This window comes from Legionella micdadei (assembly GCF_000953635.1).
Taxonomy (GTDB): Bacteria; Pseudomonadota; Gammaproteobacteria; order Legionellales; family Legionellaceae; genus Tatlockia; species Tatlockia micdadei.
The window spans coordinates 1,722,342-1,745,438 of record NZ_LN614830.1; the positions used below are offsets into that span (position 1 = coordinate 1,722,342).

The following is a 23,097-nucleotide window of genomic DNA, read 5'->3' on the forward strand; positions in this document are numbered from 1 at the left end:
GCTTAATTTTAACACAATAATAAACTTAATAGTTGAGGGGTTAATTATTTCCTAATTTTATTGGGTTTGCTTCAACAAAACCAGGATCGTTAGTGACACCACCTGTTCCTTCATAGAGGTCTAAAGCTGCCATTTCCATTACTTTCTTTCCTGAATGAATTAAGCTTCCAGCCTTATCATAATGATCGTCACCCTTACCAAATTCATAAGCAATTTCACCTTCTTTCCTTGCATGATAAATAGCGTCACTTGGCGCCATTGCAGTATCAGTTTGTGCCTGCTGTTTTGTCTCAGCGTGTTTTTTCAATTTTTTGCGGGCTCCAGGTAATAATGCTTTCTCACGTCTATCAAGATAAACATTGACCTGTGCCATTTCTGTATTCTCTGGACCACCTGTTTTTTTATGAAGTTTTTCTCTCTCTTTGCATTTAAATTCGTGGTTTTCGCAGTCTTCACGACTCGTGGTTGCAGCACCATGAACGGTGTCCATCATGGCAATTATAATTTTATTCGGTGAATCAAGATCTTTTTGGTGCTCAAAATAGTCCTTTTCATGTAAATGACCATCTGCTTGTGGCTCTGGAACCACATCTACCGTTGAGGTTTTTGAAGATTGCTCTGAAGGGCTAGGAACCGTAGTTTTCGATCCACTAAATGGAGATACAACAAAACTTATCAGGGAACTAATGGATGAATAGACAAATTTAGGTACTGCAAATGAGTCATGATTTTTCTCAGATTTGCTTAATTCTGAGGATGGTTTCGTGTCATCATTTGATTCGTAAAAGCTAGGTAGATGCCCATAGTCTTTTTCAAGTTCCATCGCTGTTTGGTTATAATCAGTGTCACAATAGTCTTCAAAGGTAAACCCTGAATTCTCACTACTCGTTGATTCTGGACTAGTGGAACTACTTTCGATAGAGGACTCGCTTACTTCACTATGAGTTTGGCTAACTTCTGTTTGCGTCTCGCTCGTTGCTGGGGAGCTTGTAGTGCTCTCTATTTTTTCCTCACTGCTATTTTGAGTTTCTGGAGATAAATCAATTCCCATATCACCTGCATACCTTGAAAACATATTTTACCACCTAAGGACAAATTGAATAATGAGTGTACGGAAGATTGTAATTGATTAATATTAAGACAATATTAATATTAATTAATCATTTTGCTTGAAGATGAATTCTGCTAGAAGTGGCTGGGCGGAATGTAGGAAAACTGAACAAAGGAATAGCAGGGCGTTAATTGTCCTCAATGAAAGATGATTATAGACGAAGGGTTTACAACGAATAAACGTTAAATAATCAATGGATTCTTATATTGCTGCAAATAAAGTTTGGCAAATTGATAGGAGGCATAATCAGTAATATGTGCCACATCTCGGAACACTGGAACACCATTAATATCGGCTCTGCATCGGCCATTTGTGCATTGGACTTTTCTTGGGTCAATGATAATTAGTTGACTGTATTTTTTTTGCATCTTTAAGAATAAACTGTCGAGCCAAGGGTCAACCTCAGTCTGTAAATTAAAATCGCACTGCTCTGGGTGATATTTTTTTCTTTGCTTGACATGCTTAAAAAAGCAATCTCGCAAATTCGATGTCGATGAGGCTGTCGCTTTAATGATTACAGGAATAGACCCAGAATCAGTAATCGTATGTAGAGCTTTATCTAGCGCGATCTTGATTCGTTTTTTCGTCAAGGGGACAGAACGCTCATCATTGAGCCGGTTAATTACATTAGTTCCTAAATATCCACCCCAGGATTGTCCGATAATCACGAAATCATAATGATTTGCCTTAATCATATCGTAATAGCGTTTAGTTTCTTGATGGCATTCGTGATAAACCGTATTTTTATGGGTTGACCAATCGTAAAGATAAATCCCCGGCAGAGCAAGGCAGCCTGGTGTTGCTTGGGCGAGAACAGAAACATTTGCTTCTTTAGCTAGTGTATCAATAAAACGCCAGGAATGATTGGAAAAGGAATCACCGATCATAAGGCTGGTTTTACTATTCGGATTTTTTGCACCAAAAGTACAATAGCTATTGATATCAACACTATGTTTACCCAAGCACTTTTCTCTTTGAATTACATCATATTGTTTGAGTTGCTCGAAAACGTTCACGACTTCATTGCTAAAACGATGCGGAAAACCTGAGTAGTTTTTAATCAAAACGCTATTTAAGTGCATTAAACCGATAGGCAAAGCCAATAAAAAGATGAGTGTATACCCAAATTTTAAATGATTTAATTTTCGCGCAGGTTTCTCAATAAATCGCCAGGAAAGATAAGCCAGAATCAAGCTCACGAGAAGTGCAATAAAAATGGTTCGGTTTGTATTTTCAATGCCTAAATAATGAATAAAAGCAAAAACAGGCCAATGCCAAATGTAGAGGGAATAAGATATTAAACCTATAAAGACGAGAGGCTTAGTGGCAAGGCATTTAGTCACGAGGGACTGGGGATGGTTGCCTGTTGCAATTAAGGTACCAGCAGCGACACAAAGAAGCAGGGCATACCCATTGGGGAAACCAAAACTGATATGAGTGCGTGTTGCGACATAAAATAAGGCTAGCAGTGCAAGCAGATTAATTAAATTTAAGACGATTTTGTTTAAGGGGATTTGTCGTGGTATTAGAGCTACGCAAGAACCTATCAAGAATTCAAAAATACGGCTTGAAAATTGATAGTAAGTTTTAGCGGCATTGTGAGTAGAGAAATAAAGGGCCAGGGCTAAAAAAAGCAGTGTAAGCCCAAAAATGATTTTGCTTAAGTGGCGTTTCGCAACTCCCTTATTGAGTAAATAAATAACCACGGGCAAAATGAAATAACATTGCCACTCAATCGATAAAGACCAAGTATGCAATAAAGGCAATTGATTGCTGTCTGCTGCAAAATAACCAGTGGTAACCCGGGAAAAATAACTGTTCGAGGTGAAAATTGACGTTTTTCGTGCACTCTTAGCGTATTGCACTAAATCATCAGGTAAATAGAAAAGTAAAGCGAGAAGGGTGACAACCACTAATAAACAAATAAAAACTGGTTGTAGACGCCATAACCGTCGGTTATAAAACTCGATGAATGAAAAATGGTTGTTTTGAATAGACTCATGAATAATGCTGGTGATTAAAAATCCAGAAATAACAAAAAATAAATCAACGCCAACGAAACCAGAAGGGAATAGCTTCAGACCGCTGTGGAAAAATAAAACAAATAGAATAGCAACTGCTCGTAAGCCATCAACGTCTGGACGATATTTCATCCCCAACATGCCCTTTCAAATAAATCAGCCTTTATATCATAATTTCTTTTGAGCTTGAAGAAATGTTGGTTATTGATGCATGGGAAAGCCGCAGCTATAGAGGGTTGTATATTGATATATAGGCTATTTTAAATCTAAATTTAAATCCCATCGTTTGCCATCGACTGTATAAACCTGCAGTAGATAACTTCCTGCACTAAGGGTAATTTGTTGTTGTTCTGGAAGCGAAACTTCCGCTTTTGCACTTTCGGGTGCTATTAAGCCATACATGCCTGTATCAATTTTATTGTAACTGTAACTATTGATAATGGAAGTTTTCGACAAGGAGCGGAGGGTCGCAGCAGGCCATGTTTCTATAATTTTGTTTGATGAGTCCAATAGATCAACACGTACAATATAAATAGGAACAGTACTCGGTCCTGCATCCACATTTAATTTAAAGCGTACAGAACCATTAGAAGATAAATGTCCATCACTTAAACTTAAGTGAAACACATCAGCACTCACGGGGCCTGTATGATAGCGTGAAAGGACTGCACCACGGTAAAAATCATACGTACCGACTGTAAAAAACACAGTAAAGATAAAAAACGCAATTGCTGTTCGCCGCAGTGATATAAACGACCATGGGCCACTGTTTAACAGCAAAAACCATTGTTTTTGCAATAATTTGGGGTGGCGTTTCATGAGCCATACATCGAACGAATAAACAGAACCCCCAGTTAAAACCAGTGTTAATCCCATTGCTAAATTAGAAACAGCCATGGTCCATTCATCCAGACAAGTACTTCCTTGCCAACCAAACAGGAGCATAAGTATGATGCTGATTAACGCGGTGGCCATTGCGCAAGCCCGTGTGCAAAAACCGAAAATGAGACCTAAACCACTTAGCAGTTCTAGCAGACTGAAACAAATTATGGCGATATAAAGGAAGATAAAATGGTGCAATAAGAAGCTAACAACCGAAGTAAGATCGAATAGGGCGCCTGGCATTGCGCTTTGAATTTTATTGGCCATCCACTGTGGGGCATAGGGGTTAAGTTTTTGCGGATCGTAAATGAATCGCCGCGATCCACCCCCCCAAAAAATCCAACCTTGGACAAATCGGATAGAGAGACTCATCCATCCAATGAGTTGCCAGTTCAAATTCCCAGATAGCAATTGTTTTTTGCGCACGTTTTTCTCAACTTTTGTTTTTGAAGAGCTTAATTTATTCAATTTTATAGCAATTATGTTAAGGGGTTTCGTTTAGTTAAATGGGTTCATCAAAACCCTTAATAATGCTTTTTATCAGTGATTCTACTGGCATCGTTTGAGTGAGAAAATTCCTGCACACAGCGCCTATAGTTGAGTTGACAAACATCATCTTGGCTAGACGGCGGGAATCGTTTTGCGCCCGTTCAACCCTTGCTCGACGGCGTTTCTCAAATAGCATTAATGTGTGTGGTATAAATTCAACGCCCGTTCGAGAAAGCATATCATTTAATACCGCCGCTGATTCCAATGCCATAGATGCACCAACGCCAGCTGTAGGTAAAAAAGCTGCCGCTGAATCTCCAAGCAAAACAACGCGATTTGAATGCCATGTCATTGATCGTTGATCATTTAAAGGCCAGAAGAAAATTGAGGCATCATCTGCCGGTAAATTTTCAAAAAAATGAGGGTATTTTTGTAAGAGAGTCGAGAATTTTTTCTCAATGTAGCGTGCACGGCTAATTCCTTGCAATGCAACCTCAGCTGTTGGGCAATTAACTGCCGCAATCAGACCTACTTTCCCTTTAACTGGATAAGTACCGAAAAAGCGGCCTGCTCCCCAAAATTCTTGAATCGTGTGGGTCGTTGCTGAATTTTCTTTAGACCACCATACCCAGCCACCCCAACCAGTATCGAAATATTGGTATTGATCATTCGTTAAGATAAGACTTCTGGTTTGCGAGTGTAATCCGTCGGCACCAACAACCAAATCAAAAGTTCCTTCAGTTTTGTTACTAAAGCGAACAGTCACTTCGTGCTCGTTTTGATGCAAAGAGTCAATTTGAGTATTAAATTGGATTGCCAGATCACCACAGGATTTGTGAATAAGGTTCAGAAGTTCATAACGACTAATCAATTGATAGGGTCCATATTTCCTTACTATGGGCGAAAATGAAAACTGTTTAAGCAGTTTTCCCTCACTCGTGTAAGCCTGATACCATTCACCAGCTACCGAGCATTCAAGGTATTGATCATAACAGTCGAGGGCGCGTAATACATTGGCACCGGTAGGGTATAACCCCAGCATATAGCCTACATCATCAAGAGATGTTGCTCTGTCAATGACGAAAGGAGTGACACCTCTTTGTTTAAGTAGCCCAGCTAAAGACAACCCAGCGATTCCCGCCCCGATGATCAGTACTCTCATGAATGGCATCCCTGTTATTTGCGCTCTTACAATTATTAATATACCTTTAAATAATAGGCAACACAGGGTTAAAGGATTAAAAAAATGAATCAAAAATTAGTTGTCATTATCTCCTTACTCATAATCGTGGCTACGCTCTATTTATTTTTTCCAGACACAGCAAATGCAACTACATAAACCCCTAAACTATACTTAAGGGATAAACTATCTCATTGAGGAATAATGATGCGAGCCATCTGGAAAGGCGATATTTCTTTTGGATTAGTTACTATTCCTATACAAATTATACCTGTTGAAGAAAGGAATGAATTGAAATTCCATTTATTGGATTCCCGTGATCACGCTCGCATTCGCTATAAACGGGTTAATAGTGAAACTGACAAAGAAGTCCCTTGGGAAAATATTGTTAAAGGGTATGAATATGATAAGGGAGCCTATATTGTTATTGATGAGCAAGCTTTCGAAGACGCAAGTCCTGATTTGTATAAATCCATCGATATAGAAGAATTTGTTGACCTTAATGAAATAGACAATTTGTATTTCGAAAAACCGTACTATGCACTTCCCGATTCAAAAAATCAAAAAGCATATGTTCTTTTAAGGGAAGCATTAAAAAAAACTCGAAAAGTAGGGGTGGCAAAAGCAATTATTCGGACAAAAGAGTACATCAGCCTAGTGATGGCTCACGATAAAGCCCTTGTCCTGTACCTTATCCATTTTGACGAAACGATACGTAAAGAAGATGATTTTAAGCTTCCAACCGAATCGCTTAATACTTACAAGATCAGTGCGCGTGAAATGGAAGTGGCAGTTAATCTTATTAATGACCTTAGCGCTAAATGGGAGCCTCAAAAATATCACGATGAATACCGTGAGGCCATGAATAAATGGCTCGAAAAAAAGGCAAAAGAAGTTCAAAAAGAGGCAGGAAAGAAAGTCACTGCCCGTCGCCGAACACCTGAAGATGTAGTGGATTTTATTACTTTACTAAAAAAAAGCATGGGCAAAAAAAAGAAGCTGGATTCCGAGAAAGATAATAAGAAACAATCTAAAAAATAAAGTAAAAAAAGCAAGTTAATATAATTAATTAAATACCAAAATAGTATTGAATTTATCTTGCGTAATTTCAATACTATTTTAGTATATCTAGTTGGATTTTAGTGCTTTGAAATTTCTCCTAATAAGCCAGCACTTAAATCTTTATCACAACGTAATGAAATATCACCCAAAGATAAGATGCCAGCTAATCGCTTATTTTTATTTAATACAACAAGGCGACGAATTTGCTTTTCTCTCATACATTTTGCAGCTTCATTTACATCATCGGTATCATAGCAATAATGTATCCCTTTATGCATTACATTACTTACTGGAGTGTCGAAGCCTTTATGAGATGCAACTGCTGAGATGACAATATCTCGATCGGTTAATGCGCCAATAATTTTATCAGTTTTTTTGTCTCCTATTGGCAAAAAACCGGTGTTTAACTGTTGCATTTTTCGTGCAGCTTCTTCAATGGTTGCCGTTGAGAACAAATATTCCGCATGAGGTGTCATAACGTCCCTGACTTGCATGATAATCTCCTTGAAATTTTAAGTGTAGTTCTAATCCGTAAACCTTTCTAAAAAAGTGTAGTTTAAAAATAAAAAAATTCAATTTTTCACATATTAATTTTTTATAATATTTATCAAAAATACTATAGAAAAGAAAGTTTGAGGATAAATTCGCCAAGACAGCTGAACAGATGAAAATCGCCTTGATTATTCAGAGGCTATGAGAATCTTAGACTCTTTTATCGCAGGAAGGCTTTAGAACAATTATATATTTGACAATATAGTCTAATTTATATGAAAATATCTAAATGTGTGTCTAATTAATCCTAAAATGAAAAAAGCAATCAAAGCCTTTCTTCCTACTGCAGAGGCAATCCAAAAATTGTTACATCCTTATGCTGAAGTAGTGGTGCATGACATTAAATTAAATCAAATAGTGGCCATTTTTCACCCTGTTTCAAAAAGAAAAGTGGGCGATTCATCCTTATTTAGTAGAGAAGAGGAGATGGCAATGTTGGAAGATTGCATAGGTCCTTATGAGAAGATGGGTTGGGATGGTAGAAAACTAAAATCCGTAAGCAGCATCATAAGGGACGATAAGAATAAACCGGTAGGAATGTTATGTATTAACCTTGATGTATCACAGCTAGATAAAATAAACCGTTTCATTTCTGCATTCGTTGATAGTGAAAAATTTTCGCCACAACCAGCACCTTTATTTCAAGATGACTGGCAAGAGAGAATAAACAAATATGTCCACATTTATCTCAAAGAACATCATCTCACTTTAGAATCGTTAGCTCGTTCAGAAAAAAAGGAGCTTATTAAACATTTACATCGAATAGGGGCGTTTACTGGTAAAAATGCGGCTTCCTACATTGCTCAGATCATCGGAGTATCCAGAGCAACAATTTACAACTATTTAGCAATTTCAGAATAAAGGTGAAAAAGTATGCTTGATTTTAAAAAAGAAGTATTAGCTGCAGAGAGCAGAATCAGACAATATACCCGGGAAACCCCTTTAGATTACTCCATCGCATTAAGCCGTGAAACGAGAAGCAATGTGTTTTTAAAATGTGAAAATCTTCAGGTTACGGGCTCCTTTAAGGTTAGAGGGGCTATCAATAAATTATTAAGTTTGAGTCCAGCTCAGCGAGAGCAGGGAGTAGTCACGGCTTCATCGGGTAATCATGGCGCCGCAGTTGCATTTGGCTTAAATCGATTGAAAATAAAAGGGGTGGTTTTTGTTCCAGAAAATGTCTCGCCAACCAAAGTTGAAAATATTCGCAATTATACCCAGAATCTCCAGTTCTACGGGAAAGATTGTGTGCAAACTGAACTCCACGCACTCAACTATGCAAAACAACACGATATGGTTTACCTATCTCCCTATAATGATCTAAAGGTCATCGGCGGGCAAGGTACTGTAGGGCTCGAACTCATGAGGCAACTCGATGTGATTGATGTCGTTTTTGTTCCTATCGGAGGTGGGGGATTGATTTCGGGTATTGCTTGGTATTTAAAATCAATAAATTCAAACATCAAAATTATTGGATGTTTGCCAGAAAATTCGCCTGTTATGTCAGAGTCGATTAAAGCAGGTTGTGTTATAGAAAGAGAAACATTGCCGACCTTATCAGATGCTACTGCTGGTGGAATTGAATCCGGGTCTATTACCTTCGATTTATGCGATCAATTTGTTGATGATTATGTTCTTGTATCTGAAGAAGAAATTAAAAGGGCTATAATCAGCTTGATAAATACCCAACACCTTTTAGTCGAAGGTGCTGCGGGTGTAGCTCTTGGAGCATTCTTAAAAACCGCGAAATCAAAGTATTCTAAACATTTTTATGGGGCAAATATTGTGGTCGTTTTAAGTGGGGCAAATATTAGTCTTGAAACATTAAAATTAGTTCTAGTACCGTAGCATGAAGATAATTAGCCTTGATCAAATCAAGAAATGTTTGGTTAAAATCGATATTATTTCTGAAATAGAAAAAGCATTTGTTGCCTATTCAAACGGAAAAGCCGTTGTTTCTCCCGTTGGCGAGCTCTTGTTTCAGGATCCTCCCGGTGATGTTCATATTAAATCAGGCTATATCTTGGGTGAGGAGTATTATGTCATTAAGATAGCTTCTGGATTTTATGAAAACCCGAAATTGAATTTACCTTCTAGCAATGGTTTGATGTTGCTTTTTAGTCAGAATACCGGCGGACTTTGTAGTATCTTGCTTGATGAGGGATATCTTACTGATATAAGGACAGCAGTGGCCGGCGCTATTGTGGCCAAGTATCTTGCACCAAGAATAATCAATAAAATTGGAATGATTGGTACTGGCACCCAAGCTAAATTGCAATTGCACTATTTGAAAAAAATAACTAGCTGTAGGGAAGTTATCGCTTTAGGGAGGAGTGATGAGAACCTTCAAAAATTTAAAATGGAAATGGAAATGGAAGGTTTTCAAGTAAATACCACAAAAGAAGTCGAAGAAATAACAACCTCGTGTAACCTTATTGTTACAACTACACCGTCTAATTTCCCCATTCTTTTTGCTAATCAAATCAAAAAGGGTACGCATATTACAGCAGTTGGAGCGGATAGTCCTAAAAAACAAGAGTTGGATGCGGACATATTTAAAAATGCCGACGTGATTGTTGCAGATAGTATCATGCAGTGTACTAAGCACGGAGAGATTGCCCATGCGATACGTAAAAAAATAATCGATAAGTCTAAGTTGATTGAATTAGGGGATATCCTATCCGGAATGAGACAGGGCCGGAAAAATAATGAACAAGTTACTGTTGCAGATTTAACTGGCCTAGCTGTCCAAGATCTGCAAATAGCTAAATCAGTTTTTGAATCAATTAGGAAAACCTAATACTTTTTGCCCGTTAGTATGTTTTTGCACAGCTTTCGCGCTATTATCGATTTCCTTTTTTGACTCCTTTTTCGGGTCAGCTTTAAAAAATTTATCTTTCGTTTTTGAGGGAAGTTGACTGTCATCAAAAGATCTCTTTTCACCCTTAATCCTCAACCAACTGTTTGCATACTCCACTGCATCGATTTCAGTAGCTTTCTCATAACCAAAGCCATATTGCTTGGTGTTGTACAATTTCCAAATTAATATTTTGAATAAGTTTATTTCGTAAGTCTACCGAGACGGTATAACTTTTTGCCCAATTAATTAATATTTGAAATACCCGAACAAATATATTTTTTAATTGGTTGCTGATTCGCAAATTTGAACTAGATCATCATCTTTAATTGGTCTACCAACCCAGACGTATTGAAATAGTGATGGAATAGATTGAATAGTTTCAATTCGTTCTTTCATTAATAACCAAGAAATGGCATGGCTAATCTGTTCAAATATTATTCTATTTTTGTTAATGCAGAAAACATAATTTAGCTTGCATTCGATTCCGATTTGGAATGATTTGTCTCTAATAGAACTGACTAATCCAGTTAAGTGATGATAATGGCAGAATGGATTTAGAAGTTTTATTTAATTTGTAAATTTTCATTTCGATCGATGTGTAAAGAAAAAGGAGTTCATTGTAGGGCGCAGCGGGATTTCAAGAAGTTGCACAATGCTAAATTACATATAATCCCTCGCTGTGCTCGTAAGTGAGGGAATCGGGCTGTTTCTAGGAGGGGCACCTCAATGCTCACCAAGTGAGCAGTCTATTAATTGCTGTTTCTATAAGCTCTTGGCAAATCTTCTTCCACCTGACAAACTGATGAAGGATTAAATGCGCTAAATAAGCGATATATTCCTGCAATAAAACTAGAGCCTCGAGAGCTAGGGGGATAGTCCTTTAGCTGTGATTGCCGATTGATTTGCGCCGGTAATTCAGCCTGCTCAGTAGCGGCGGCTTCTAATGACACTTCCTGATAAAAAGCATTGGTATTGGAATATAGTGAAACTTCATCAATCTCTGCCTTTTCATCTTCTTCGGTTATGTGGTTGAAAGGGGGTTTTTCTTCACTTAGTTTCTTATAACTGTCTTCATCCAGTGAGATGAATTCATATTGTGAAAAAATTTCCTCGAGCTGCCCGGGCATTAAGCTGCTTTGAAATTCATCAAAAAAAGATTTTTTTACCTCAAACTGTATTTCATTTAAAATTAATTCAGGAATATTCCAGGTTGGCACTTTATCGAGTGTTTTTGAGTTATTGATTTGAGTTATTAACTCTTCTTTTTGGCTAGAGTTCTTTACGAAAGCCACTACCATTTCTTTCATCATGGCTTTTAACTTTTCACCTGCTGTTTCCTTGGTAATATAAATTATTTCCACATCCTCATGAATTCCAGCGTTTAGTGTGTCGGTTAGCTTGTTAATGGTGCCTCCTGCACAAATAGGTTTGTCCTCACCACCTAAATCGCAACCTAACAAATCTAAGTTATAACCCCTCTGTATTTCATACAAATGTTTAACAAAACTTTCTTCTACGGTTTTTATATCACATTTAAGGGCACCGTTTTTTTGATCATGAGCTCCCTCCCAAACCAATGCCAAAATATGCTTGATTGTTAATTTGGATCCTGCTTCCTTATTGCCAAACATCGTGTCCATTCGCGCTATAAAGCGAATCGCGGCTTCACGCTCCAACTGGGATGTCTCTGGTAAATTTTGAGCATTAATCTGTTGAGCAAACTTTTTAATAGCCGCTATATTTTTGTCAATATCCATTTGAGCATATCGACGATTTAGCCGCTGCAAGGACTCTGTTACCGATTTATGGACACTTGCTGTATGAGTACTTTGAGCTTCATTAAGGAGTACAGGGGGAGCTACTACCCTAGTTGTCAATGCACCAGGAGCTAATTCTTGTCTTTCTGGACGCATCATTCTGGCGCCAATAATTTCACTATAAACAGATGGAAAACTAAACTGCTCCTGGAAAGCATAATGAGTTCCATCAAAAATATTAGTAAAACCTAAGATCTGATAGTTATCGTTATTAAGAAGTTCATAACGAACGATGAAGTATAAGCGGCTTGGGTGCATTGTCCATCTACTCAAGATCTCCAACGCGTCTACCTCTGTTGCAAAATCAATTGTCGGTTCATGTCTGAAATTGCCTGTACGAATGTGCTGTGCGATATCTGCAGGGGTAAGCGTGACTCTGTGATAATTTGCATTAGTAATGAATATTGCGGTATATCTAGGCATGATAATTTCCTCATCTGATTAAAACGTAATCAGTCTAAATACCACGTATTAAGACTTTGTTAATCAAGAAGGAAATTTGGGAATGCGCATAATTCGCATGTGGAATATTTTGGAAGTAGTTACGTTGCCAGACAAAAAAATCCCTACCTAAGAGAGAAGGGCATATTTAGAAGCACTAAAAAATCATTAATAGGAAGGACGTTTAGCTGTCCAAGCCTTTACTTTTGGTGCTAATTAATAGCGAGAGATTACCGGTTTTTTAGTTCGAATTTATCAATATGATTGTTGCTATACTAGGGTGATAGATAGTCACCAGATTGATAAGACAAACAAGCTGTATAAGAACATCAAAGAGGAACCAATGTAAAAACGCCATTAAGTGCCTATCACTTGATACTTCACTAGATCTAGCAAGTTTAATGGCAATCTTGATGAATAACGGATGCAAATTCAAGGGATCATATCATTCAGTTACGAATTTTAAAGTATGTTCATAACCATCTGTTCTGAACAATATGGATACATTACTCGGCTTAATGCAGATAGTTCAAGAAATTTGAATGCTGAGCTATTTGTCATTCCTTTTAAGAAAAAGAGATTGAAAATAATTCGTTCTGAATGATTTATATAGAAATGTACAATTGAATACTCAGTTCTCAATTCCTAAAGGAGAATTTTTGAATGGCCTTTTATCTGTTCCCGGGCGTTATGTATGAAAGATTTAGAAAAACAGATCGTGAACACACTAATTTCGCAAGACGTCACTCAAAGTCTACACCATCATTAGAAAATGCTTATAAAGTTTATGAGTTATCAATTAAACAATATTTAGGTTTTGGCTCAATATTGCAATTTGTACCTGGAACAATTGCAAATAGGGCTCGTCAACAGTTATCGAACGAATTAAAACCTGCTATGGAGGCACTGAAGAAGGAGTTTGCTGAACTTTCTGCAACGATTTCTTATCAATATGTCGGAGATATTGAGTTTTATTTTTTTAGGAAGTACTCTCTGCTTCTACCTCTTTATTCTTACTTAAATATCGGACCTCTTTTTAAATTACTAGACGAAGTTGCAGACGGATTTGACAGCCCAGGTATTAATAGAAATAAAAAATTTCCTTTGCTTAGGATTGCTTTTATGTTTCCAATTCTAACAGATATTTTTTATGTCCATAGAAATAGAAAAATTAGACTTCAAGAAAATGCATTAAAAAATGTTATACATACCGTTTTGAACCCAATTAGGCTTCTCGATAATGCTTTGAATTTCTTTCATTTAGGAGTTAACCGAATTTTAGATATTGGTTCAGAACAATCTGCACGATCATCTTTGCCAAGAACCCTTCTGAAAGGTTTGGCTGGACTGATTTTTGGACTTGTTAAGATACCTGTAAAAATACTTAAATTCCTCATAGACTTACCTCTTGAAACCATTAAAACTTTAATTGTTGACCCTCTCGTTCACATAGCAACTTGCATGAGAGAGGCATATGAAAATGATGGAAATGTGAAAGCGCTGATAGTAACGGCAAAAGAGCTTCAAGATGTTAAGGAGTTAAGACGAACTGCTAAAGGGCGGGAAGATACTAGTTATAAGGCAATAACGAGGACAACACTCTACAATACAGCATACATCGGTATAACAAAGAGTGAATTATATGGTGAAGATCCTGTTACACATGAAAGGTTGGTTGCTATAAAAGGCTCTAGTGACAAAATAACAAAAATAACTTCCTTGCTGTCAATCGTAAATCTCTTTTCGGCTCAGCAGAAAATTGCCAAAAATGAAGCTGAAGCTGTTGAAGAAGCAAAATCCATATTATCATCCCCTGTGCTATAAAATTGTTTTTCAAAGTCAATTTCAAAAAGATCTTTGCTTGTAAACCTAGGAAGGATCTTTTAATAATTTCTTATCATTTTCTTCTCAATCTAAGGATGTAACTGAAAGATAAAACAGAAGTTATTCTGACCAATAAAGAGGCTCGTATCCTGCAAGCCTCCTTTTTTCATCATATTCAGAAAAGTCTGGTTAATTTAATTAGCGTGGTTTCAATTGTAATAATTCATCATCCTCTGTAATGGGCTGTTGAAGACTCCATTGCTGCCAAATTGGTGGATTCATTTTCATTTGCTCCTTCTTCTGTTCAATTTCACGGGAAGATAAATCAAGTAACCCATCTAGACTTGAAGAGCTTGAGGCATTTTTGAGGATTTTTTCTTCAACGGGGTAATTGTCATCTTTAGTTGGCTCTTGAACAGGGCTATGACACGCAATTTCTTCCATTTCCTTATTAAATTCTTCTCCTGTATGAACAAAATTAACGAGTAATTTAACTTTTTGATAAAGGTAATTAATAAAAATGGCGAATACCAAAAATATTTCGTAAAAAACGCTGCCTAGTGATTTAATAATGGAATTGAGTATCACTTTCTTGGATTCTGATTTTAGTAATGCGTAAGAAATAATTTCGTAAGAACAGTATCTCTGATCATAACCCATTTTTTTAAAATAATAAGATAACCATTTTTGAAAATTATCTTTGTCTGCAAATAAATACCATCCACTATTTGCATCTATAAAATGATAAGACCCATTCTCATCTTTGCCGAAGCCCATGGCATGTCCCGCAGACAAATTAGACATTGATAAATTAAAATAGCAACTAGGAAATTCAGTAAGATTTTTTATGATATCTTGAGCAACCATTTCTGTGCGGTAAAAAAACCTTTCGCTCACAACGACTTCGCTTTTAATTTCGAATGATTTCGCAGTTTCGTTATTGATTCTTTTAGATAACTTACCCAAATCATAGTGTGTATTTTGCAGTTCAAAGATATTTAAATTAACGGGAATAGTATGATTGAGGCTTATATATTTATTTGTCGACAGGCTGTATTTTAAAGGCTTAAAAAAAGGGGGATTAGTTGGATTAATCCCAAAAGGATTTTTATTAAGCAAAAGACATCTAATCCATTCAAGGACATACCCAGCGCAAGCACCGGGTAGATTGCCTAAGCGAAAATCCATTGATTGGTGTAAAGGCAAAATAATTTTGCCAAGAAAGCTATTTTCAGTATCAGAGTAAAGTTCATTAAAGGTTTTGAACCTTTGGGGTGTAAATAATCCGTTTTTATTCCTAATTTGTTTAAAATAATGAATAACTGCATCAATGTCTTTTTCTACCTTATTCAAACAATTAATGAATGCTGTTGAATTATTCGTTGAATGAATTATTTCAGAGATGTTCTTTTTTATTTGAATTAATTCATGAATGTCAGGACGATGCATTTGCTTGGTTAATCCATCAAAATTGACTTTCATAGAGGCTTGTTTGCCATGCAAAAGTATTCTTATGAACTTTTCTTCTCCCTTACAAGGAGATGCGTGTAAGTATTTTTGAAGTCTTCTGACAGCAGTAAACAAATTTCCATTTTTATCCGGGAATGACATTGGCTGTTTTAGAATGAAAAAAATAAGTACATATTATACATTGATTTGTCAATTTTAACAGGGCATTAAATTATCTTGCTCTGATATATGTAAATTCTTTGTTCAAATGATTCTAAATAAGCGAACTTTTTTGGCACTCATAGTTGTCACTTCAGTTTCTCACAGAAGTTCATTTACATTACACAAGCTTATTTTGTCTTGATATTGTTAACTGTAGCAGTTCGCTTTGATGATACATGCACCGACTCACACCTATGTGTTTATACAGCCAATTCACTTACAGTGAAAAATAATTTTTTCACCAAAAGAGGGATAATCTCTCAATGCTGTGAATCTCTAGCGTCTTTAAAAGTCTGATTATTGTGAAAACAAAGAGAGCAATAAAAATACAAAATGTGGCACAAAAACTGTTTTAACGCTTGAAGACTTAAGAGCTGACAATCCTTTCAATTTGCCGGTCGAGATGCTTGCTGACTGGTTAACTACTCGCAATAAGAAACGTGCTCCGATAACTCCTACTGCATGGAATAAAATCAAGAAAGAGCTTTGGAAGTGTGAACAGCAAGGCATAAATCCCGTTGATTCTTTTGAAACCATGGTTGCAAGTGGCTGGCAATCTTTACGTTTCGAATGGTTTCAATTTACTAAACCTCAGTCATCATCGGGAATTAATAATTTAAGCACCGACTGGGGCAAGAATTTTTATGAAAATGAGTTAGGGTTTTAGCATGGAAAAAATAAGTGATGTCATTGATTCGAAGACTTTTCTCGAGCGTCGTCAAGAGCAAGAAATAAAAAAAGATTTAGATCCTTCGTCAGTTGCCGTGGTAAATCGTCTATTTGTATTTTTTGAAACGATATGCAGAGGATTTGAGAAACAATATCAGGGCAATCAGAAAAAAATTGATAATGAAAAATCTCAATGGACTAGAGCGTTTATGGATTCAGGAATTAATCGCATTGAGCAAATTAGCATGGGCGTAAAACGCTGCAGACTTGAGAGTCCAATCAACACGCCAACAATTGGTCAGTTTCTTAAATGGTGTAAGACTTCAGAAGAAGATTACGATCTGTTGCCTAAAGAAATAGCTTATATCAAAGCTTATGATTTATTACGAAACGGTGAATTGCAAGGATTATCCACTGAGCAGTTTTCAGTAATTCATCATGCGCTTGAGCAAAGTGATAGATATTTCATGAAAACGAATAGTCGAGAAAAGACACAACTTGTTTTTTATCGTAATTATGAAATCGCAATTAGAGATTTTCTAAGCGGCAAGCTTAAGCCTATCCATCGTGCAATTGAAGATAAACGAGATGAACAGAGTGAGAAAGAGAAACAGAATTATATTGCTAAATATTATCAGCACTGTAAGTCAAATGATCATTTCAGAACACAAATGCAACTAATACTAGGAGATAGTTTGAAATGGCATTCTTAACAGATAGTGAGTGCAAAAAAATAATTTTTAATATTGGCAGAGAACTTAATTTGCCACCAAAGCTAATTTCAACGCGTCTATTAGACGATTTTGATAAGGACGCTATGAGAGAAGGGTTGTTGGAGATCTCTATCCTAAAACGATTTGTGGAAGTTTGGCGAGATATGGGAATGCCAGACCAGGTTTTAAAATAATAAAATTTACCGCTGGGGATGGTAAGAGATGGCTAAATATAAATCATATGAGTGTTATTTTTGTCATAGTGTTCGATTGCAACCAGGTCGTACATGTCAAAGCTGTGGGGCTAGGACTTTAGTTGCGGCGAACAAAAATAACAAGCGTTCGAAAGTTAATGGGAATTATGAAGAGAAGTATAGCAATTGGCGCAAGTACACGGATTTTTTAACGGAAGATAATTTAAGCGATTGAGTTTTTGTGTTATTTATGCGCTGTGTTATTATTTTCTAAACTCAAAGGCAGGGATTGTTTATGCTTTGTTATCGATGTAAGGGAACGGGTAAATATTTTGGTAATGGGATGATACAAACTGATTGCGATAAATGTGATGGTTATGGGAATAGTTGGAGTGAAAATGATAGCGATAATTTATCGCATCGTAGCATTGATAAACGTAGTAAAGCGTATAAAGATGCAATTAAAGACATTATGAAATTAGATCCAAAAATATCTCGGCAGGAAGCTGAGAAAATGTTTCAAAAAACGTACGATAAAATTTGATTTGAGAGGTTAAGGATGACCGGTAAAGCAAAAATGGGAGCTCCTACAAAATATTCTAAAGAGCTTGCCGATAAGATTTGTAAATTAATAGCCACTAATCCAGTAGGATTGACAACTTTAATAAAATTGCACAATTTGCCTGATAGACAAACAATTTATAATTGGCTTAATCTATATGGTGACTTTTTCGACAATTATATGCAAGCAAAAAAACAACAAGCTCATGTAATTGCTGATGAAATGCTTGAAGTACATAATGATATTCCGACTTATTTTGATAAAGATGGGAATGAGAAAATTGATAACGGAATGTTAGGAAGATCTAAATTAAAAATGGAAGCTTTGCGCTGGAGTGCTGCACGATTAAACCCAAAATGGTATTCTGAAAAAACAGTTAATACTGATGATGGAAAAGATGATGAAATGGACAAAGATTTAGAGCAGCGCCGTAAAGAATTAGATCAAGAATATAAGCGAGAATGTTGATTTAATATTGCTAAACGAACAAATCTGCCAAGCTTCTGTTTACCACTCCATGAGCAGACTGCAGGTTTTAGCGCTAATCCTTTGCTTCCAGCCCTGAAGCGCGCGAATGGGCATTTATAAGGATTTTTTAATGACTATAAATGATTTTATTCAAAATGTTTTTGGTTTCTTTTTTGTATTGATATTTTTTCTATTATTTATTGCTCCAGCTGCATTTCTCGGATTGTTGTCGCCGTTTTATAGCAAAGATAAATGAAAGTAGCGGCGTGGTTTAGGGACACGCGAAAAGAGTGAGTGATAGCAACCCCTTGCATTGATGACGGTCGTTAAACACCTGGATTGTAGGCCACGAATTCCATTACGGCAACATGACTTAGTTGCTTTGAGAAATGCAAGTGTTACTGGCACCAGGCCACGCTATGAGCAGGTGCAATTCCTGCCTACTTTCACCTAATTTTTTTTATATTGAGGTGTATTTTGGAAATTAAAATTACAAATAAGATTCAACAGCAAGTTCAACACGTTTTAAGAGAATATAAAGAAAATGAATTAGAAGACGAATTGATAAGCCTTGTTCTGCAATGGTGTAGTGAAGCTTTGATTATGGGTTCTACACATTCAGAAAAAATAGATTCTGCTATACAAGTAAATGACATTGTTCAATTAGACCCAGAAAAAACACGTAATAAAATGTTTGCCGGCTGCTTTATGGTTGTAAGTGAAATAAAATCCTGGGGTGTCCAAGGATATGTACAAGCTTTAGGAGAAAACGGGAAACAAGGTGGGCAAGCTTATTATCGAGCAAAATATGAAGAAATTGTCAAGGTAGGAAAAGCCGAATGGGTTGTTAACAATTTTTAGGATTGCGGACGTCAATAAAAGGCTCTCTCTTGCCTCAGGAAGGCCGATTGCTTAATTTGTATTAGTTGACCGAACGTTAAAAGTTTAGTTTCTTCTTCTTCATTATGCATTTTACATCCTTAATTCATTAATGTTTTTCACCGCAACAACTGCCGCATTCGCCATGCAAATGATGGCTTTCTATTTCATTAGCCATTGTGCGCATTAATTTAATTGCGGATTCAACAGCTTGTCCAGATGTATATTCGTTGGCTCCTGATTTCACTGCTTTTTCAATTTCATGGCTTAAACCACCGCCGATCGAAGAAACAAATTTTGCCGTCAAATGAACAATCAAATTATCTACAGGAGATTCAAAATCAAAAAGTTCTAACCATCTTTTAATAAATAGATAATGCGCTTTACTGTTTTCTATAAGTAAAGATTTTGCAGCTTTTATCTTTTCATCTTCGTTTAAGTCGTCTAGCATATTCAATTCCTTAATTTAATTTAACGAGATAACTGGATACGAACACAACGCGTTTATTAACATTCTAAATATCTACTATAAAATTTTAATAATGAGATATTGGGTTATACCAAACCCCGTTCGGATGTCTTCGACTTGCTTCTAATAATATGTTTAAAAAAATAACAAATGTGTAAAAAGCGCGCTCTAAATCATCATGAATTGATTGAGTAAAATTGTTCGTTTTCAAACTGAGTATTTCAATTGCATGGCTCAATACTTCTACCGCTTCTTTACCCGTCAAGCCCTCTAAATTGAAATTTTTAGTAGAATCTGGATAAATTGATAGCCAAATTTTTTCAACATCAAAGTCATAATGATAACGTTCTATGATTTCAAAATGACCCCATTCTGTGACGCACTTATCAGCGATGTATAAATCAATCATAATGAAGATAAATAATAATCGTACAATGATTGACATAATACAAAAAGCATAGTTATTACTAAAGCAATAATAGTAATGTTATCAATAATATTTTTCATAAGTGTCATTAAGACTTAAATGAAAGCATTTAATCATCATTGAGATTAATTATCCATCGCCTTTCTCATTATTCTGTCTCCTGTGTTGAATTAGAACGTTCTTTCAACCATTGGTGAACCTCGTCGCTGAGCCAGCCAACACTATTTTCAGCAAGCTTAATACGTTTTAAAAAAGGTACACGTTATCTTAGAAAATCTAATTTTGCATTTTAATATAAAAATAATCACAAAATAGACCTTTTTTTATATTTTAAAAAAAGGTATGCTGCGCTCATAAAAAAATGAGACGTAAATGAGCAGTTTTACAAAAGCAGAAGAAAATTATATTGATTATGAAGTTAAACTAAGGGTTCATGACGCTTTGTTTAAGCATATTGATTATAAATTTGACAAACTTGAACAGAAAGTTAATAAAATAGATCACAAATTTAATTTGGCTATTGGACTAATAATAACTTCTATTATTATACCTGTCGTTCTACATTATTATGTATTGCTTTAATTAGGTTAGCTTATGAATCATCAAACAGTGGGGTATATTCGTGTATCATCTCAGAGTCAAAATACTGCAAGGCAATTAGCAGGTATCAAGTTAGATAAAGAGTTTGTCGATGTGGTCACAGGAAGTATCAAAGAAAGAACTAACTTGCAAGCATGCATTGATTATATCAGAGAAGGCGACACGCTAGTTGTTGATAGTATCGATAGGCTTGCTAGAAATTTGCGCGATTTGCAAGAAATAATTCAAACAATTGTAAAAAAGGGCGTTGCTGTAAAATTTATCAAAGAAAATCTTACCTTTACATCACAGCAAGACCCGATTGCAACTTTAATGCTGCATATGATGGGTGCTTTTGCAGAATTTGAGCGAAATATGATTCGTAATCGCCAAAGAGAAGGCATAGATCTCGCAAAGAAAAAAGGAAAACACTTAGGTCGTCCTCCCGTTGACATGAAGCTAAGCGCAAAAGTAAAGGAATTGAAGAAAAAAGGGCTAAGTATTGCATCAATTGGTCAAGCGATAGAAAAATCTGCACCAACTGTCTATAAATTGTTGCGACATAATGATTAAATAGCGACAAAGCGATTGATTGTTAAAAGGATTTAATAAAAGATGTTCAAAGAGGATAATGAACGCCTCGCCGCACGTTTAAAAGGCAGTTTGCTCGAATTCACTAAATTCTTTTACCCTATCTTAACAGGGCGTAAATTTATTATCTCATTACCTACAGGCCGAGAGTCTCATCATATCATTATTGCTAAAGCATTAACTCAAGCTGCAAGGCTTGAAATTCCTAATCATCGATTAATCATTAACGTAAGCCCAGGCTCAGGAAAATCAACATTACTTTGTTTTTGGGTTGCATGGACAATGGCAAACAATCCAGATTCAAGATTTTTATATATCTCATATTCTAAAGTGCTCGCCGCAAAACATACCGAAACTATCAAACGTATTATGCAACTTGCACAGTATCAATACTTATTTAATGTGAGAATTAGACATGACTCAAAAGCAAAAGAATATTTCCAAACTACAAAAGGAGGAGCTGTTGCAGCTTTCGGCTCGGGTGGCGCGATTACTGGTCAAGATGCAGGATTGCCTGGATTGGAACGATTTTCTGGGGCGGTCATCATTGATGACGCTCATAAACCAGATGAAGTTCATTCAGACACAATTAGACAATCAGTTATTGATAACTACAGAGAAACTATCCAACAGCGTGCCCGCGGAATCAGCGTGCCTATTATCTTCATCGGCCAGAGACTCCATGAAGACGACTTAGCGGCCTACTTATTATCTGGCAAAGACGGCTATGAATGGAGCAAAGTCATTATCAAAAGTATTGATGAAGCAGGAAATGCAATGTATCCGGAAGCGCAACCTTTAGAAATGTTACTTAAAAAGAAAGAACACGACTCTTATGTTTTTGCAAGTCAATATCAACAAGACCCAATCCCTGCAGGTGGGGCACTATTTAAACCGGAATGGTTTGTCATGCTGAATGAAGAACCGAACGTATTATGCACATTCATTACTTGTGATACGGCCGAAACGTCTAAAAGTTACAATGATGCTACTGCCTTTAGTTTCTGGGGATTATATGAAATCGAATCATTTGGCATTAAGACAGGTCAATATGGCTTACACTGGATTGATACGCTTGAATGCCGTATAGAACCCAAAGATTTAAAACCAACTTTTTTGGACTTTTGGCAAGAATGCATGCGCTATAAAAAGCCACCGCAATTAGTAGCGATTGAGAAAAAATCAACTGGCGGTACACTGCTTAGTCTATTAGATGAAATTCGGGCAATTCGTTTGATGGATATTCCAAGAACAAGGGAGCAGGGTAATAAAACCAAGCGCTTTTTGGAAGTTCAGCCCTATATTGCAGAAAGACGAGTTTCATTTCCAGAGTATGGAAGACATGTCAAAGCGTGTATTGACCATATGTCTAAGATTACAGCAAATGAAACCCACCGATGGGATGATATCGCAGACACAGCAGCAGATGCAATTAAAATAGCTTTAATAGATAAGACTTTAATTTATACAACAAATGCGCCAGACTATGAAAAAATTGGGCAGAATATCAATTTAAATCAAACTCACATTAATCGATTGAGAAGGAATGCTTTTGGGAGATAGCTCCATCAGCTATATAGGAGACATTGATAGAGCTATCAATTTTTGCAGTTCACAAGGGATTTTTACTTCTAGT

General features: G+C 36.3%; 25 protein-coding genes. 14 read left to right on the forward strand and 11 right to left on the reverse strand.

Annotation, left to right across the window (positions count from 1 at the left end; all coding sequences use genetic code 11):
- Positions 1-40: 40 nt before the first annotated feature.
- The 4 genes from LMI_RS07590 to LMI_RS07605 form a co-directional block, all read right to left on the reverse strand.
- Positions 41-1,075 carry a hypothetical protein gene (locus tag LMI_RS07590; protein WP_045099255.1) on the reverse strand — a complete coding sequence of 345 codons (1,035 nt, stop codon included), beginning with the start codon at positions 1,073-1,075 and terminating at the stop codon, positions 41-43.
- A gap of 218 nt (positions 1,076-1,293) precedes the next feature.
- Positions 1,294-3,264: an acyltransferase family protein gene (locus LMI_RS07595; RefSeq protein WP_045099256.1), complete on the reverse strand. Its 1,971-nt coding sequence runs from the start codon at positions 3,262-3,264 to the stop codon at positions 1,294-1,296.
- 123 nt (positions 3,265-3,387) lie between these two features.
- The gene (locus LMI_RS07600) at positions 3,388-4,440 is read right to left on the reverse strand and encodes a TQO small subunit DoxD (RefSeq protein ID WP_045099257.1); all 1,053 of its coding nucleotides are present in this window, start codon (positions 4,438-4,440) and stop codon (positions 3,388-3,390) included.
- Positions 4,441-4,516: 76 nt separating this feature from the next.
- The gene (locus tag LMI_RS07605; protein WP_045099258.1) at positions 4,517-5,665 is read right to left on the reverse strand and encodes an FAD-dependent oxidoreductase; all 1,149 of its coding nucleotides are present in this window, start codon (positions 5,663-5,665) and stop codon (positions 4,517-4,519) included.
- 222 nt (positions 5,666-5,887) lie between these two features.
- Between LMI_RS07605 and ku the strand changes: the two genes are divergently transcribed.
- Complete coding sequence (gene ku / locus LMI_RS07610) at positions 5,888-6,724, forward strand: non-homologous end joining protein Ku (protein ID WP_045099259.1); 837 nt, start codon at positions 5,888-5,890, stop codon at positions 6,722-6,724.
- Positions 6,725-6,822: 98 nt separating this feature from the next.
- Here the strand turns inward: ku and LMI_RS07615 are convergent, their stop codons facing one another.
- Positions 6,823-7,239 (reverse strand): CBS domain-containing protein, encoded by a 417-nt coding sequence (locus LMI_RS07615; protein WP_045099260.1) that lies wholly within the window; start codon positions 7,237-7,239, stop codon positions 6,823-6,825.
- A 310-nt stretch (positions 7,240-7,549) separates the two neighbouring features.
- On the opposite strand from LMI_RS07615, the gene LMI_RS07620 reads away from it, so the two are divergent.
- From LMI_RS07620 to LMI_RS07630, 3 genes are read left to right on the forward strand one after another with little or no spacing between them, the layout of a single operon-like run.
- Positions 7,550-8,158 carry a helix-turn-helix transcriptional regulator gene (locus tag LMI_RS07620; RefSeq protein ID WP_045099261.1) on the forward strand — a complete coding sequence of 203 codons (609 nt, stop codon included), beginning with the start codon at positions 7,550-7,552 and terminating at the stop codon, positions 8,156-8,158.
- 12 nt (positions 8,159-8,170) lie between these two features.
- A complete protein-coding gene (locus LMI_RS07625; protein WP_045099262.1) occupies positions 8,171-9,145 on the forward strand; it encodes a threonine/serine dehydratase in 975 nt (324 codons plus the stop codon).
- 1 nt (position 9,146) lies between these two features.
- Complete coding sequence (locus LMI_RS07630; RefSeq protein WP_045099263.1) at positions 9,147-10,097, forward strand: Rossmann-fold NAD(P)-binding domain-containing protein; 951 nt, start codon at positions 9,147-9,149, stop codon at positions 10,095-10,097.
- On the opposite strand, the gene LMI_RS07635 is transcribed toward LMI_RS07630, so the two are convergent.
- Positions 10,080-10,331, reverse strand: coding sequence for a hypothetical protein (locus LMI_RS07635; RefSeq protein ID WP_045099264.1), 252 nt, complete (start codon positions 10,329-10,331; stop codon positions 10,080-10,082). The genes LMI_RS07630 and LMI_RS07635 overlap by 18 nt on opposite strands.
- Positions 10,332-10,906: 575 nt before the next feature.
- Positions 10,907-12,397, reverse strand: coding sequence for a hypothetical protein (locus tag LMI_RS07640; RefSeq protein WP_045099265.1), 1,491 nt, complete (start codon positions 12,395-12,397; stop codon positions 10,907-10,909).
- A 681-nt stretch (positions 12,398-13,078) separates the two neighbouring features.
- Here LMI_RS07640 and LMI_RS07645 point away from each other — a divergent pair.
- Positions 13,079-14,239 (forward strand): hypothetical protein, encoded by a 1,161-nt coding sequence (locus LMI_RS07645; RefSeq protein ID WP_045099266.1) that lies wholly within the window; start codon positions 13,079-13,081, stop codon positions 14,237-14,239.
- Between the two features lie 198 nt (positions 14,240-14,437).
- On the opposite strand, the gene LMI_RS07650 is transcribed toward LMI_RS07645, so the two are convergent.
- Complete coding sequence (locus LMI_RS07650) at positions 14,438-15,721, reverse strand: hypothetical protein (RefSeq protein WP_045099267.1); 1,284 nt, start codon at positions 15,719-15,721, stop codon at positions 14,438-14,440.
- A 592-nt stretch (positions 15,722-16,313) separates the two neighbouring features.
- Here LMI_RS07650 and LMI_RS07655 point away from each other — a divergent pair.
- The 6 genes from LMI_RS07655 (at position 16,314) to LMI_RS07680 (ending at position 19,377) form a co-directional block, all read left to right on the forward strand.
- Positions 16,314-16,577, forward strand: a complete 264-nt coding sequence (locus tag LMI_RS07655) for a phage replication initiator YdaU family protein (RefSeq protein WP_045099268.1) — start codon at positions 16,314-16,316, stop codon at positions 16,575-16,577.
- Between the two features lies 1 nt (position 16,578).
- Positions 16,579-17,292 carry a replication protein P gene (locus tag LMI_RS07660; RefSeq protein WP_045099269.1) on the forward strand — a complete coding sequence of 238 codons (714 nt, stop codon included), beginning with the start codon at positions 16,579-16,581 and terminating at the stop codon, positions 17,290-17,292.
- Complete coding sequence (locus tag LMI_RS07665) at positions 17,280-17,486, forward strand: hypothetical protein (protein ID WP_045099270.1); 207 nt, start codon at positions 17,280-17,282, stop codon at positions 17,484-17,486. The genes LMI_RS07660 and LMI_RS07665 overlap by 13 nt, the downstream gene beginning before the upstream one ends.
- Positions 17,487-17,781: 295 nt before the next feature.
- Positions 17,782-18,030 carry a hypothetical protein gene (locus LMI_RS07670; protein WP_045099271.1) on the forward strand — a complete coding sequence of 83 codons (249 nt, stop codon included), beginning with the start codon at positions 17,782-17,784 and terminating at the stop codon, positions 18,028-18,030.
- Between the two features lie 15 nt (positions 18,031-18,045).
- Positions 18,046-18,516 carry a terminase small subunit-like protein gene (locus tag LMI_RS07675; protein ID WP_045099272.1) on the forward strand — a complete coding sequence of 157 codons (471 nt, stop codon included), beginning with the start codon at positions 18,046-18,048 and terminating at the stop codon, positions 18,514-18,516.
- Positions 18,517-18,993: 477 nt separating this feature from the next.
- Positions 18,994-19,377 (forward strand): hypothetical protein, encoded by a 384-nt coding sequence (locus tag LMI_RS07680; protein ID WP_045099273.1) that lies wholly within the window; start codon positions 18,994-18,996, stop codon positions 19,375-19,377.
- 127 nt (positions 19,378-19,504) lie between these two features.
- Here the strand turns inward: LMI_RS07680 and LMI_RS07685 are convergent, their stop codons facing one another.
- The 3 genes from LMI_RS07685 to LMI_RS15815 form a co-directional block, all read right to left on the reverse strand.
- The gene (locus tag LMI_RS07685) at positions 19,505-19,846 is read right to left on the reverse strand and encodes a hypothetical protein (RefSeq protein WP_045099274.1); all 342 of its coding nucleotides are present in this window, start codon (positions 19,844-19,846) and stop codon (positions 19,505-19,507) included.
- An 85-nt stretch (positions 19,847-19,931) separates the two neighbouring features.
- A complete protein-coding gene (locus LMI_RS07690; protein ID WP_045099275.1) occupies positions 19,932-20,309 on the reverse strand; it encodes a hypothetical protein in 378 nt (125 codons plus the stop codon).
- Between the two features lie 130 nt (positions 20,310-20,439).
- Positions 20,440-20,532 carry an AlpA family phage regulatory protein gene (locus tag LMI_RS15815; RefSeq protein ID WP_082050781.1) on the reverse strand — a complete coding sequence of 31 codons (93 nt, stop codon included), beginning with the start codon at positions 20,530-20,532 and terminating at the stop codon, positions 20,440-20,442.
- Positions 20,533-20,663: 131 nt separating this feature from the next.
- Between LMI_RS15815 and LMI_RS07695 the strand changes: the two genes are divergently transcribed.
- From LMI_RS07695 to LMI_RS14890, 3 genes are read left to right on the forward strand one after another with little or no spacing between them, the layout of a single operon-like run.
- Entirely contained in the window at positions 20,664-20,873 is a 210-nt protein-coding gene (locus tag LMI_RS07695) for a hypothetical protein (RefSeq protein ID WP_045099276.1), read from the forward strand.
- Between the two features lie 12 nt (positions 20,874-20,885).
- Positions 20,886-21,443 carry a recombinase family protein gene (locus LMI_RS07700; RefSeq protein WP_045099277.1) on the forward strand — a complete coding sequence of 186 codons (558 nt, stop codon included), beginning with the start codon at positions 20,886-20,888 and terminating at the stop codon, positions 21,441-21,443.
- Between the two features lie 42 nt (positions 21,444-21,485).
- A complete protein-coding gene (locus LMI_RS14890; RefSeq protein WP_052679489.1) occupies positions 21,486-23,024 on the forward strand; it encodes a terminase large subunit domain-containing protein in 1,539 nt (512 codons plus the stop codon).
- The last annotated feature ends 73 nt before the right edge of the window (positions 23,025-23,097 follow it).